Source organism: Arthrobacter sp. HY1533, from assembly GCF_027568515.1.
In the GTDB taxonomy this organism is placed as follows: Bacteria; Actinomycetota; Actinomycetes; order Actinomycetales; family Micrococcaceae; genus Specibacter.
In genome coordinates, this window is sequence record NZ_JANKZF010000019.1 from 20678 (window position 1) to 33834 (window position 13157).

At 66.8% G+C, this 13157-nt stretch carries 16 protein-coding genes; 10 read left to right on the forward strand and 6 right to left on the reverse strand.

What is annotated here, in order from left to right:
* Positions 1-95 precede the first annotated feature (95 nt).
* The 4 genes from PCK14_RS14430 (at position 96) to PCK14_RS14445 (ending at position 2595) form a co-directional block, all read left to right on the forward strand.
* Positions 96-836: a hypothetical protein gene (locus PCK14_RS14430; protein ID WP_269939203.1), complete on the forward strand. Its 741-nt coding sequence runs from the start codon at positions 96-98 to the stop codon at positions 834-836.
* 275 nt (positions 837-1111) lie between these two features.
* Entirely contained in the window at positions 1112-1612 is a 501-nt protein-coding gene (locus tag PCK14_RS14435; RefSeq protein ID WP_269939204.1) for a universal stress protein, read from the forward strand.
* A gap of 89 nt (positions 1613-1701) precedes the next feature.
* A complete protein-coding gene (locus PCK14_RS14440) occupies positions 1702-2094 on the forward strand; it encodes an ArsR/SmtB family transcription factor (protein ID WP_269939205.1) in 393 nt (130 codons plus the stop codon).
* 18 nt (positions 2095-2112) lie between these two features.
* Entirely contained in the window at positions 2113-2595 is a 483-nt protein-coding gene (locus tag PCK14_RS14445) for an SRPBCC family protein (protein WP_269939206.1), read from the forward strand.
* 36 nt (positions 2596-2631) lie between these two features.
* On the opposite strand, the gene PCK14_RS14450 is transcribed toward PCK14_RS14445, so the two are convergent.
* Positions 2632-3261, reverse strand: a complete 630-nt coding sequence (locus PCK14_RS14450) for a TetR/AcrR family transcriptional regulator (protein WP_269939207.1) — start codon at positions 3259-3261, stop codon at positions 2632-2634.
* 78 nt (positions 3262-3339) lie between these two features.
* Between PCK14_RS14450 and PCK14_RS14455 the strand changes: the two genes are divergently transcribed.
* Positions 3340-4425, forward strand: a complete 1086-nt coding sequence (locus tag PCK14_RS14455; RefSeq protein WP_269939208.1) for a flavin-containing monooxygenase — start codon at positions 3340-3342, stop codon at positions 4423-4425.
* Here the strand turns inward: PCK14_RS14455 and PCK14_RS14460 are convergent.
* Both PCK14_RS14460 and PCK14_RS14465 read right to left on the reverse strand, forming a co-directional pair.
* Positions 4402-4866 carry an SRPBCC family protein gene (locus PCK14_RS14460; protein WP_269939209.1) on the reverse strand — a complete coding sequence of 155 codons (465 nt, stop codon included), beginning with the start codon at positions 4864-4866 and terminating at the stop codon, positions 4402-4404. The two genes, PCK14_RS14455 and PCK14_RS14460, sit on opposite strands and share 24 nt — an antisense overlap.
* Positions 4867-4898: 32 nt before the next feature.
* A complete protein-coding gene (locus PCK14_RS14465; protein WP_269939210.1) occupies positions 4899-5060 on the reverse strand; it encodes a hypothetical protein in 162 nt (53 codons plus the stop codon).
* A gap of 94 nt (positions 5061-5154) precedes the next feature.
* Here PCK14_RS14465 and PCK14_RS14470 point away from each other — a divergent pair, with 94 nt between their 5' ends.
* Together PCK14_RS14470 and PCK14_RS14475 are read left to right on the forward strand one after the other, a co-directional pair.
* On the forward strand, positions 5155-6078 hold the full coding sequence (locus PCK14_RS14470) for an oxygenase MpaB family protein (protein ID WP_269939211.1): 924 nt from the start codon (positions 5155-5157) through the stop codon (positions 6076-6078).
* 62 nt (positions 6079-6140) lie between these two features.
* Positions 6141-6602, forward strand: coding sequence for a DUF3817 domain-containing protein (locus PCK14_RS14475; RefSeq protein ID WP_269939212.1), 462 nt, complete (start codon positions 6141-6143; stop codon positions 6600-6602).
* Between the two features lie 40 nt (positions 6603-6642).
* Here the strand turns inward: PCK14_RS14475 and PCK14_RS14480 are convergent, their stop codons facing one another.
* The 3 genes from PCK14_RS14480 to PCK14_RS14490 form a co-directional block, all read right to left on the reverse strand.
* Complete coding sequence (locus tag PCK14_RS14480) at positions 6643-7428, reverse strand: isocitrate lyase/PEP mutase family protein (protein ID WP_269939213.1); 786 nt, start codon at positions 7426-7428, stop codon at positions 6643-6645.
* 103 nt (positions 7429-7531) lie between these two features.
* Positions 7532-8833, reverse strand: a complete 1302-nt coding sequence (locus tag PCK14_RS14485; protein ID WP_269939214.1) for an ion channel protein — start codon at positions 8831-8833, stop codon at positions 7532-7534.
* Positions 8834-8890: 57 nt separating this feature from the next.
* Complete coding sequence (locus PCK14_RS14490; protein WP_269939215.1) at positions 8891-10084, reverse strand: cation:proton antiporter; 1194 nt, start codon at positions 10082-10084, stop codon at positions 8891-8893.
* A 153-nt stretch (positions 10085-10237) separates the two neighbouring features.
* Here PCK14_RS14490 and PCK14_RS14495 point away from each other — a divergent pair, with 153 nt between their 5' ends.
* The 3 genes from PCK14_RS14495 (at position 10238) to PCK14_RS14505 (ending at position 13125) form a co-directional block, all read left to right on the forward strand.
* Positions 10238-11254 (forward strand): NAD-dependent epimerase/dehydratase family protein, encoded by a 1017-nt coding sequence (locus PCK14_RS14495; RefSeq protein WP_269939216.1) that lies wholly within the window; start codon positions 10238-10240, stop codon positions 11252-11254.
* Between the two features lie 284 nt (positions 11255-11538).
* On the forward strand, positions 11539-12144 hold the full coding sequence (locus tag PCK14_RS14500; RefSeq protein ID WP_269939217.1) for a hypothetical protein: 606 nt from the start codon (positions 11539-11541) through the stop codon (positions 12142-12144).
* Positions 12145-12270: 126 nt separating this feature from the next.
* Complete coding sequence (locus PCK14_RS14505) at positions 12271-13125, forward strand: NAD(P)H-binding protein (RefSeq protein WP_269939218.1); 855 nt, start codon at positions 12271-12273, stop codon at positions 13123-13125.
* Positions 13126-13157 lie beyond the last annotated feature (32 nt).

Here is a 13157-nt window from a genome sequence, read left to right on the forward strand (position 1 = left end):
GCGGCGTTCAGTGTCGGACCGTTGGAGTGGGCATGAATCTACTGAGGCCATCACAGTTTGCAGCAGGACGAGCGGTTGCACTGCGAGTCCTCGTCTTGACCGCCGCACTTGGCCTCATGACCGGCTGCGCAGGCAGCCCGGCACAAGTCGCGCCGAGCTCCACCTCGGTCCTCGAAGACACGGCCGATGGGTGTCTGCGGACCGACGGCGGGTGCCTCGGGGTTCTCTCCCCAGGTGCCCACAAAAGCGTCCATTTCACGACCTTCGGCGAACCGTCTGCCGGGCAGTTCTCCTACACAGTCGATTCGTCCTGGGCCAACGCTCTTGATCACACGCCCTCGTATTGGTTTCAGCGTGCCGACGCTTATGCCGCGAGCAACGGCGACGCCCAGCTGCCCGGAGTCTACGTATGGGGCGACGTTGCAGCCGCCGCTCAGACTTTCCCGTCCTGCCCAGAGGAATCCGACCCCGCTGGCCCCACCGAGGCAGTGGACCTCCTCGCTTGGATGACGACGCTTCGGGGCGTCATTGCGACGCCAATTAGCGCCCGGATAGGCGGTGCAACCGTCGATGGTCTCGACATCCGCGTTGACCCTGCCACCTCGTTGACGTGCGATGGGGCGGGTCCTTATGCGCTCCTGATTGCCGGCCGTCAAGGTGCGCCCGATCCGTATTTGTGGGGCGTCAGCTCGGTGGAGCGCGCGCAGGTCTTTCTTCTTGACCTCGGAGGCGGCCATACTGCCGCGGTCTTTATCCAGGCGCCGACAGCGGAATTCGACGCACTCCTGCCTCCGGCCCAAGACCTGATCGCCACGTTCAAGTTCACAGCACCCTGACCTGCCCACGACAAACGCTTGCTGTTGTGGTTCTCCGCCCGGAGTAAAGGCCGCGGGTTCAGTGCATTCATGGCGCGGGAGAGCCCATGAATGGTCATGTCTTGGTTGCACTCCGCTCAACGCAACGCCTGGCATCCTGGACGGACAGGATGGTGCCTCCTGCCGACTGGCCGGTCCGCCAATTTAGAAGCCTCCTTTCGCTCAGGGACCGGATGCGCGAAGATGGTTGAACAGCCCGCACAACCAGGGCCGGGCACAGATGGAGGGGGTGCGCCGTGAAGCCTCGATTCGGGCAGGGGGCAGTGGTCGTGGGGATGCTGCCGGAGCAGGATCCCGCCGTGCTGGCTTGCGCGGTGGCACTGGCCGCGGCCTCGGGGGCAGAGCTGGTCGGTGCCTACGTCGACCCCGGCAGCTACCTCATTGAGTGGGACCCCAGCGGAAACGTGCTGGGCAACTCCCTGGACCGGGCCCTGGACCCGGAAGATGATGCGGCCTCCGCCGTCCTGGAACTTGGACCGCTGCTGGCGGCTGCGGCGCAGGAACTCGGGCTGCGCTGCAGCTTCCGCGTCCTTGGCGGCGATCCGGCCATGGCCCTGGGGCGGCTGGCAGAGGCACTGCAGGCCGCCGTCATCGTGGTCGGTGCCCGGCGGCCTGGGCTCCTGGCCGGGGTCAGCGAGGCGCTGACCGGTTCAGTGGTGCGCAAGTTGCTGGCCACCCAGCACACGCCCGTGCTAGCCATTCCCCGGCTCGACGCACACCCGCCGCTGCACGGATAAATCAAGGCAGACGGGGCCTGCCAAACCCTTGACAAGCTGGAACCAACAGGGTCATGCTGAGATAGTCAACCAGTTGGTTGATAAACAAGATGGTTGATTATCGGGACGTGGCTGTGAACCAGGACAACGAGGCGAGGCTGGACAGGGCATTTTTGGCCCTGGCAGATCCGGTGCGCCGCAAGCTCGTGGCGCGGCTGTCGCAAAGTTCCGCGACGGTCAATGAACTTGCCGAGCCTTTCGAGCTGAGCAAGCAGGCCATCTCCAAGCACATCCAGGTGCTGGAACGGGCCGGGTTGATCACGCGCAGCCGCGACGGGCAGCGCCGCCCCTGCCACCTGGCGCCGGCCGCGCTGGAGGAGCTCACTGCCTGGATCGACGGCCACCGGCTCGTTGCCGAGGCCCGCTACCGGAGGCTCGACAGCCTCCTGGAAAACATGCAAGGTGCCGGCGCGCCCAGGGTGCGCGGCGCAGGAAACGAGTAAGGACAAGAGGAAACCACCATGACCACCACCAATGCACTTGTTGTCACCGCCGAGCCCGGCGTGCCGTTTGTGAGCAGCGTCCGCGAATTCGAGGCACCCGTGGCGGACGTCTTCCGCGCCTACGTGGACCCGGACCTCGTGGTCCAGTGGCTCGGGCCCCGGGACCTCTCCATGGAAATCGATGCCTGGGATGCCCGGACCGGAGGCAGCTGGGCCTTCACGCACATCGACGCGGAAGGGAACCGCTATGGCTTCCGCGGCGTCTTCCACGACGTCACGGAAAACAGCAGCATCGTCCAGACCTTCGAGTTCGACGGCTTCCCCGGCCACGTCAGCCTGGAGCGGCTGGAGTTCATTGACCTGGGCGGCCGCACCCGGATCGTGAACCACACGGCGTTCCAGTCGCAGCAGGACAGGGACGGGATGGTCGCCTCAGGCATGGAGCGGGGAGTCCGCGAGGGCTACGAACGGCTGGAGGAACTGCTGGGGATCACCGGATAGTCCGGCCGATCCAGGCATTGTTGGCGGGTTCAGCCGTCAGGCCAGGGCCCCCAGCAGTGAGGCATAGACCCAGTTGCGGTACCGGGGCAGGCTCCACCCGCACGCTTCCACGAGGGTGGCGTAGCTGTCCGGATGGCCCACGGCGAAGATCACCGCAGCCGCCTCGTCGTCGTCCATGCCGTTGCCCAGCCCGCCTCGTTCGCGGATGGCGGCCGCGGCGCGGCGGTAGTTGGCCAGCCGCTGCCGCGCCCGTTCATCGCGCAGCCTTGCCACTGCAGGGTCGACGGCGGCGGCCTGGCCTATCGCGGCAAAGGTGGCCCGGCTGCGGGGCATTCCTTCGGCGAACCAGTCGGCCAGCACGGCAACCACCGCCGGCACATCGGCCGCCGCTGCCACACGTTCGGCCATGAATTCCGGAACGGTCCTGGGGGAATTGGGTCCGGCCACCGCGGCGTCCAGCACGGCGGACAGCAGGGCGGGCTTGTTGCCCACCGAGTTGTAAATGGTTTGGATGGCCACGCCTGCGCGGCTTGCGATGGACTCAATGGACGTGGAGACGTAGCCGTTGCCCAAGAACAGCTCGGCGGCCGCCTCCACCACCACGGCGCGGGTCTCGGCGGCCTGGACTTGCCGCCGGTTCCGGGGTTTTTCTGCCGCCTCTTTCATGAAAAAAGAATAGCATTCCAATGATTGGAAGCGTATTCTAGTGAAATAGTTTCGCAGCAGTTTCCTTGGAGGCGCACCATGGCCGGAAACATGAACCACACCATTGTCATCGGGGCCGGGCAGGCAGGCCTGGCCGCGGCCGCACAGCTGCGCAACCGCGGCGTTGAATGTGAAATCCTGGAGGCCGCCGATTCGCCGGGGAACAGTTGGCGCAGCCGCTGGGACTCGCTGCGGCTCTTTACGCCCGCCCAACACTGCTCCCTGCCCGGCGCCACGTTCCCGGCAGCCCCTGGGGCCAAACCCGGCAAGGACCAGGTTGCCGACTACCTGGCCGCCTACGCCGCTGACATGCCCATGACCACTGGGGTTGCCGTGGAAGGCGTGCGCCGGGGCAGCGGCGGATTCACCCTGGACACCTCCGCCGGAACGTTTGAAGCACGAAGCGTCGTTGTGGCCACGGGGGCAACGTCGGTGCCGTTTGTCCCGGGGATTGCGGAACGTCTGGACCCCGCCATCCACCAGCTGCACAGCAGCAACTACAGGAATGCCGCGGCACTGCCGCCCGGAGGTGTGCTCGTGGTGGGGGCAGGCACCTCGGGCATTGAGATCGCCGTGGAGCTCTCGCGCACCCGCCAGGTGTGGCTGGCCGGACGGGTCCCGTTCCATGTCCCCGACGCACTGCTTGACCATGCCGGCGGGCTGTACTGGCAGTTCATCCACCGTGTGCTCACCCGCAGCACGCCCATGGGGAGAAAAGTTGCCGGCGGCTTCACGGCGCACGGCGGGCCGTTGATCTCGGTTTCCATGGAGGATGCCCGCAAGGCAGGTGTCCGCGCCCTGCCGCGCCTGGAGGAGGTGGACGGCAGCGGACGGCCCATGTTCGACGGGCAGGCACTGCAGGGGGCGGACACCGTCCTGTGGGCCACCGGGTTCAAGGCGCAGTACGGCTGGATCGAGGGGCTGCCCCTGGACAGCCGCGGCTGGCCTGTCACCACGCGCGGCGTGGTTGAGTCCGTGCCCGGGCTCTATTTTGTGGGCATGCCGTTCCAGTACGGCCTGACCTCGTCATTGCTGGGCGGGGTGGGCAGGGATGCCGCGCACGTGGCAGGGCACATCGCCGCGGCAGAAATGGCCCGGGATTCAGCCCTTGGACTGAACCACTGAGGCGAGCTGGGCCAGCCCCTTTTCAAAGTCGCCGCCCACCAGCTTGTCCATGTTCACGAACAAGGCGAACACCCGGCCCAGTCCCTTGTTCTCGCCCGCCATGGTCCAGGTGACCTGGGTGCCGTGGCCCTCGGGGACAAAGGTGAAGGTGGTGGGGTTGACGGCCTTCATGGGCTTGGTGAACTCCAGCCGCAGCAGGATTCGCGACGGCTCGGCCGCTTCCTGGATCTCCATGGTCCCGGCGCCGGCCTTGCCGTTGCCCTTCCAGGTGTACTTGGCACCCACACCTTCAACCGGGCCCGAATAGCTGCGCTGCATGGAGGGGTCCAGGCCCTCCCACGGCGACCAGCTGATCCACTCCCGGAAATTGCTGACCAGCGGAAAGATTGCCTCCGGCGGGGCCGGGATGAACGCCGTGCGCGAAACGCTGAATGATGACATGAGGCAAGTGTATGCGCCCGTCCATGCCCCGGCTAGGCGCTGTCGGGGCCCTCGGCGGCTTCCTGGGAGTGCATGCGAATTTCCGGCATGTCGGAGCCGTCGTTCCCTTCCGCCGCCGTCTCGCTGTGTTCACGCAGCGTGCCGTCGTCGGTGGTGCCTTCCAGCGGTGAACCTTGTGCTGGCGAGCTGTTCATGGTGCGACCTTCCCTCGCGCCGTGCGGCATCCTTGCGCCGCGCGGCCTCCCCTTCATTGTGGCCCCGTGGCGGGCGGAGGGACAGACTGGGGGCATGGAAAACTTTGTGGACCGCTGGCGCAGGGAGCTGCGCGGCACCTTCAGCAACAATTCCCCCACCATTCCGCAGTGGGAGCTTGACCTGGAAAAGGGCGACGACGGCGGCTACTTTGGGCCCGGATCGGCGGCCTGGGCCGTGCACGGCTCCATGACGACGCTCGTGGCAGGCATCCAGTCCCTGCTGATCCAGGCTCTGCACCCCGGTGCGCTCGCAGGAGTCCACGACCATTCCAGCTACCGGGCCGACCCCCTGGGCAGGCTCGCTGGCACCATCCGCTGGATCTTCACGGTCACATACGGGGACACGATGGCTGCCCGCGCAGCATCGGGGAAGGTGCTGGCCATCCACCAGTACATACGCGGCAGCTACACCGCCAACTCGGGGGAGGAGGTGCCCTACACGGCCAATGACCCCGAGCTGCTGCGCTGGGTCCACCTGGCGTTCACGCAGGCGTTCCTCGGCTCCCACGAAGCCTATGGCGGCCCCATTCCGGGGGGAGCCGACGCCTATGTGGCCGACTGGGCCGTGGCCGGGGCGCTCATGCGCGTGGAGAACCCACCCGCCACCCGGGCGGCTTTGCAGGAGCAGCTGGCCGCCTTTGCCCCGGAGCTGCGCTTCGATGAGCGCGTGGCAGAGACTGTGCGCTTCATCAAGGACCCGCCGCTGCCGCGCTCGCAGCAACAGGGCTACAAGGTGCTGTTTGCCGCCGCGGTGGCGTCACTGCCTCCCGGCTACCGGGAACTGCTGCGGCTGGAAGCGCCGTCCCTTGGCCCGGTGCCGCTCCCTGTGGCGCTGCCGGCCAAGGCCGTGCTCGCCGTCGTCGGCTGGAGCCTGGGATCGCCCGGGCCCAGTGAGGCATCGGCCCTGGCGCGGCGGCGCCGGCTGGGCTTGGAGCAGGTTCCCAGCAAGCACCGCTAGGCTGGTCACGGCACATTTTGCCGACTAACTGTCACCAACTAGCCAAGGACTGCAACCAGCCCATGACTCCCCGCACTTTTTACCGCACCGTGGCCATCGCAGAGGCCGTCACCTGGACCATGCTCATTGCCGGCATGATCCTGAAATATGTGTTCAAGGTGGGGGACTGGCCGGTCAAGGTTGGCGGTTTTGCCCACGGCCTGGTGTTCATTTCTTACGTCTCAACTGCTGTTTTGGTGGGCCTGAACCAGCGCTGGCCCAAGAGGCAGATCACGGGAGCCGCCTTCACGGCGTTTGTGCCCTACCTGACCATCCCCTTTGACCGCTGGCTGGAGAAGAACAACAAGCTCGACGGCGAATGGCGCACCGCCGCAACCGACCACCCGCGCGACTCACACTGGGTCCAGGTGGTGCTGCGCTGGATGCTCAACCGGCCCGTGCTGCTGGGTGTGCTGTTCGTGGTGTTCGTTGGCGGCATCATGGCCACCATGCTGTTCATTGGCCCTCCCGGCGGCCGCGCCTAGCACCCTTCGGCACCGGCGCGCGTGACTGTGCCGGACGCCCTCAGCCGGCGGTCCCGCTGCGGAACGCCACAAGCTGCGCCTGCATGTCCCAGTACGGTGTTGCGGCCGGGGCCGGGCGGCCATCGCGCAGGGCGTTGACGGCGTCCACGGCCGAGTCGACTGCCCTCCTGTAGGGCAGGGACCCGGAGCTGACCCGCCTGACGCCAAGCCCGCCCAGCTCGGCCACCGTCAGGGACGGGTGGGCCAGCACATTGACCGGCAGTGAGGTTCCCGCCGTGACCGCGCCGATGTCCGCGGCTGCGGCCAGGCCCGGGACAAAGATCCCGTCGGCACCGGCATCGGCGTAAATGCGGGCACGTTCCAGGACAGCATCCACCGTGGCTTGTTCGGCGAACCAGAAGTTGTCCACGCGGGCGTTGATGAACACGCCGGGATTGGCTGAGCGGACAGCGGCAATCTTGGCTGCGAAGGTGCCTGCCTGAACGAGGTGGCCGTCCACGCTGTCCTCCAGGTTGACCCCGGCCACGCCCAGCGCTGCAAGCTCCGCCACGTAGTCGGCCACCTCCGCCGGATCGGCGGAATAGCCGTCCTCAATGTCCGTGGTGACATGGACGTGGAGCGGGCCAAGTTGGGCGGCAAGGGCCATGGTGGCAGCCTTGCCGGAATGGCCGCCGTCGGGCTGGCCTGCACTGGCGCAGATGCCAAAACTGGTGGTTCCCACGGCCGGGTAGCCGGCCGCGACGAAGGCAATGGCCGTGCCCACATCCCAGGCATTGGGCAGCAGGAGCGGGGTGGTGCCGTGGTGCAGTTCCCGAAATGTGGCCATGGCTGTTCCCCTTCCGGCGACAGGCAAATGTTGCCTTGCCGCACAGTCTACAAGGGGGTCCGGACACCGGGCTTGGGGGTGCGCCGCCAAACCAGCCCTCTCGTCAGGCCGCCTTGTTCGCCTTCCGCCCGGGTGCCGCAGGGTTGGTTTCGGCTGCGTGTGCCAGCATTTCCGGGGCCCGGGCAACCAGCAGCCATACGGGCAAAACGGCGAAGCACAGCAGTGGCAGCAGCTTGATGTCACCGGCAACCACCACGGCGATGAAGATGGCAATCCAGCCGTCCCGGGACACGGCCAGGACGGTGCCCAGCGCGCCGCAGGCAACGGCCAGCCCCAGCGGGACCTGCGGGAACAACGCATGGCAGAGCAGGCCCACGGCCACGCCGATGAACACAGCCGGGAAGATCCGGCCGCCCCGGAAGCCGGCCGTGGAGGCAATGAGCAAGGCAAAGAGCTTGACCAGAATGATGGTTGCGATCTGCAGGGCCGTGAATTCCCCCGCCCGGTTCACGAGGTCCACCATCTGCGTGCTGCCCTTGAAGAGTGTCAGTGGCCCGCCCAGGGCGCCCAGCAGGCCCAGGAGCATGCCGCCGGCCGTGGTGTAGAGCAAAGGCCAGCGCAATTTGCGGAACGTTGCATGGAACGGCTGGAACAGGACGGCGCCCAGCAACCCCACCAGGGCGGCGAGGCAGGCGATGGCCGCAGCGGCAGGCAGCAGCCCCAGCAGGGGTTCATCCAGCAGCGGCATGGCAGGTGACCGCAGCTGCTGGCCGCCCAGAAACAGCAGGGTCATCGAGGCGGTGCTGGCCGACAGGAGCGGCAGGAACAGCCTGTCCCACAAGGCGCCGCCTGACTTGGCGGCCGCAACCACGCCGGTCAGAACCAGGATTGCGGCCACAGGGGTTCCAAAGAGCGCCCCAATGGTTCCCGCCGCGGTCACCATGACCACCAGCTGGATCCCGATCTGCGGCCAGAACCGGTTGACCAGGGCAACGAGGATCGCGGTGTTGATGGCAATGATGGCCGACTCCGGGCCCAGGCTCACGCCGCCGGCCAGGCCCAGGATGGTCACCAACACCAGGCCGGGCACGGCGGAAAGCCGGAGTGGAGGTGCGATGAGGTCCACGGTGGCCGAGTCCCGGCCGCCGTGGCCAGGGACAAACGTGACAACCAGCCCGATGGCAAGCCCCGTGAGGGTGAGGACGCCGAAGATCCACCAGCCCGAGTCCGGTGAAATGCCAACCTGCCCGGGCAGGTGAACCCACAGCAGTTCCTGAAGCAGGTGGGCTGCCTCGTCCACCAGGAACAGGCACAGGGCCGACACCACGCCCACCAGGATTGCCGGCAAGGACAATTGCAGCAGCGTCTTGATGGAGGGGGCGGCTTGTTCGTCCACGGTGTTCATCGTCCAAATGTACCCGAGCACAATGGCCTCCAGAGGGCATGCCTGGCCCTCCGCCGGCTAGTCCAATTCGCTGTCAGCTTCCTTCAGGCTGCGCTGGCGGTGGAGGAGGGCAAGCAGGGGAAAGAGCAGCACCGAGAGCATGCCGGCGCCGATCAAGGCCGTGGCAATTCCCGAGGGAAGCAGGCCCCGCTCCCGGCCAATCGCGGTCACGGCAACGATGATGGGGAGCCCGGTGGCTGCGAACAGCACAATGGCACGCCTGTCCCGCGAGGTTGCCCCGGCGGGTGCAGCCAACAGGTTTGGCAGGCCACGGACCACCAGGAACAGGACCAGGAACAGCGGGACCAGTGCCAGGACCAGCGGATCGGCCAGCAGGGCGGCCAGGTCAAAGTCAACGCCCGTGTTGACGAAGAACACCGGGACCAGGAATCCGAAGGCGACGGCGTCGAGCTTGTGTTCCACAACCTCCCGGTCGTGGTGGCCTGCCCCTGCGATCAGGACGCGCCACAGCACCCCCGCCGCAAAAGCGCCAAGGAGCATGTCCAGGCCGAAGGCGACGCTAAGGCCCACCAGCAGTGCCAGGATCAGCAAGACCAGGCGCACGGCAAACTGGCCGCTGGTGTGCAGGGTGAGGTTGACCATGCGGTGGATCGCCTTGTTGCTGCCGCGGCCGGTGAGCCAGACGGCGGTTCCGGAGATGAGCACAAAGCCCACCAGGACAACCAGGGAGGGCCCCAGGTTGCGGCCGCTGAGGAACAGTGAAATGGCCAGCAGTGGGCCGAATTCACCCACTGTGCCGATCGCCGTGACAGCCTTGCCGAACGGCGTCGAAAGTTCCTTGGCATCGCGCAGCACGGGCAGCAGCGTGCCCAACGCGGTGGAAGCGAGTGCCACGCCAATGAAGACCCCTGCCGCCGGAGTCGGGGCCAGCAGGATGCCGGCAACCAGCCCACCGCCGAGCGAAATGAGCCACGCCAGGCTGGCGCGGTTGAGGGGGCGGCCCTTGATGGCAGCAAAGTCAATCTCGTTGCCGGCCATGAAGAACAGCATGGCCAGGCCCAGGTCCGCCAGCACCTTGACGAACTCCGTCGGCTCCGCCCAGCCGAGCACGCTGGGGCCGATGATGATGCCCAGGACAATCTCAAAGACCACCAGCGGAACCTTGGCGACCTTGCCCACCGCCGCGGCGAGCAGGGGAGCGGCCGTGGCCACGAGGGGAATGAGGAGCAGGCTGAGCAGAAGATCATTCACGGCGGGTTCCTTCAGCTGGCGGGCTGGTTCAGCCTCCAGTCTGGCAGTAGGACCGGCCCCGGGCCATGGTCGCCTGGCTGCCGGGCCGTGTCCAGGCTCGTTGCACGCCACTCCACCGGAAGCGTATTCTCCGAATAGACACAGGGAGACCAGATGCCTGAACGCGTGCTTGTTACGGGAGGAACCGGCTTCGTTGCCGGGTGGTGCATCGTGGAGCTGCTGCGGCGCGGATATGACGTGCGCACCACCGTGCGGAGCCTGGGCCGGACCGGCGAGGTGCGCGCTGCCGTTGCCACAATGGTTGATCCGGGGGAGCGGCTCACCTTTGCCGTCGCCGACCTCAGCGTCGATGAAGGCTGGGATGCGGCCGTGGCCGGCATTGACTATGTGCTGCATGTGGCATCGCCCCTGGGCGCCGAGACCTCGCGCGACCCGGAGGCACTGATCGGGCCGGCCCGCGACGGCACGCTTCGGGTGCTGCGCGCAGCAGTGCGGCAGGGGGTCAAGCGCGTGGTCATGACCTCGGCAGCGAACGCGGCCAGTCCGTCGTCGTACACGGACGACGGCGTGACCGATGAATCGCTGTGGACCGACCCGGACGATCCCACCTTGACCCCGTACCGCAGGTCCAAGACCGTGGCCGAGCTGGCGGCCTGGGATTTCATGGCCGGGCAGCCCGGGACCACGCTGGCCACGATCCTGCCCGGGGCCGTGTTGGGGCCGGTCCTGTCCACCGCCAACCTGGGGTCGGTGCAGATCGTCGCGCGCATGCTGGGTGGAAAGATGCCCGGCAGCCCGCGCATCGGACTGGAAATTGTCGACGTGCGGGACCTGGCGGACATCCACATCCGCGCCATGACCTCCCCCGAGGCCGCGGGGCAGCGCTTCTTGGCCACGGGAGAATTCACCTGGATGCGCCAGATGGCACTGCAGCTCCGTGCCGCGCTGGGAGCGCAGGCGTACAAGGTGCCAACCCGCCAGCTGCCCGATTTCCTGGTGCGCATCTCAGCGTTGTTTGACCCGCCGCTGCGGTCCATCACGGTCTCCCTGGGGCGGCGCAACCGGCACAGCACCGACAAGGCCACGCGGGTGCTTGGCTGGCAGCCGCGGCCGGCGGAACAGGCCGTCGTGGACTGCGCCAGGAGCCTGATCGAGTGGAAAGTGGTCTGAGCGGCTGAGGTCAAGTCGCCCCAGCCCGCCGGGCAACGGCTTTCTAGTGAGTCGTAGCTCCCTACGGCCCGGGTGTCATGATTACGCAACAATCCATTGCCCTTATTATGGTTAGGTTAGCCTTTCCTCTTGTCGCCTGGCGTGGCCGGTGTCGGAGCTGACGCAGCCCCACTTCGTTGACCCCATCACTTGCACGGAAAGAACAACCATGAACAAATCCTCCATGCCGCAGTGCACAGGGTGCCCCAGCCAGGGAAATGCGGTGCGGTCCCATGGGCGCTAAATTGTTGAGTCCGCCATCCGGAGCCGAAGCGTTGGGTGCCGGGCTGTCCGGACAGCTGCCGAACCAGTCCCGCGTCCGGCTGTTCCTCTGTGGCTGCCTGTGCGTGGCCGGGTGGCTGGCCGCCGTTGCTTTCGGCTACTACGTGGACGCGGGCCAGGAATTGCACCGCATTGGTCTTGCCGTGCACATCCTGGCCCTGGTCCTCTCGTTCGGGACCATACTTGTGGTCGACTGGCTGGGCTTCCTCTGGCTGCTGGGCAAGAAGGAGATTCATGAATCGGGCCGTCTTGAGGCGGCAGCCAAGCCGCTGATCTGGGGCGGCCTGGCCTTGATGCTGGTTTCAGGCGCATTGATCCACCCGGACCTGGCCAACCCCGTCACTGTGATCAAGTTGCTCTGCGTGCTGGTGCTCATGCTCAACGGGCTGGGCATTGCCCCCGCCATGCATCAAATGTTGGCGCTGCCGCCCCATACACGCTTCGGTGAGATGGGCCGCCGCCTCAGGACCCGCCTCATGGTGGCCCTGACCATTTCCCAGCTCTGCTGGTGGGTGGCGGTGTTGATTGGATTGGCCAACAGCACCGTCCGGCGGTGGCCAGGAAACTAGTGGAAGCGGGGTTTGCACCGAGGTGCGCCTATCCGCCGGGCCAGTTCCCCGCCCAATCCGGGGTGATGCCTTGGCTGCCCGCCGGCTGGGTGGATAGGCTCGTGTCCAACGAGGAAGGACCTTGCCATGAATACATCGATGCCCGATCTCGCCGTCACCGGATCAACGGGTGTGCTCGGCCGGCTTGTTGCGGGGCTCGTGGCGAACGCCGCAGTGCCGCAGCGGCTGCTGGTCCGCACGCCTGCCAAGGCACCGCAGTTGCCCGGGGCCACTGTCCACCCCTTCAGCTACGAGGACCGCGAGGCGTCGGTGCTGGCCTTGGCGGGCGCCGCCACGTTGTTCATGGTGTCCGCTCCTGAAAGCGAGGGCCGCTTGGGGCAGCACAGATCGTTCATTGATGCGGCCTCCGACGCCGGTGTGCGGCATGTGGTCTACACGTCCTTCCTGGGGGCGGCCCCGGATGCCACTTTCACCTTGGCCCGCGAGCACCATGCAACCGAGGAATACATCAAGTCCTCCGGGATGGACTGGACGTTCCTGCGCGACAGCCTCTACATCGACTTCATGGACGCCCTCGTGGGGGACGACGGCGTCATCCGCGGCCCCGCGGGCAGCGGCCGGGCAGCCATCGTGGCCCGCGCCGACATTGCTGCCGTCGCGGCCGCCGTCGTGCTCAATCCGGAGGCCCACAGGAATGCCAGCTACGACCTCACTGGGCCCGAATCGCTGCGGATGGAAGATGTTGCCTCCATCCTCAGCGCGTCCCGGGGCAGCACTGTCACCTTTCACGATGAAACGCTGCCTGAAGCCTATGCATCGAGGGAAAAGTGGGGCGCCCCTGACTGGCAGGTCGATGCCTGGGTGAGCACCTACACCGCCATTGCCTCCGGCGAATTGGCTGCGGTCACCGGCAACGTGGAAATGATCACGGGCCGCAGGCCAGTCAGCCTTGCCGAGTTTCTTGCGGGCAAGGTGGGCTGAAGCCGGGTCCGCCCGGGTCCAGGGCTGGCCGG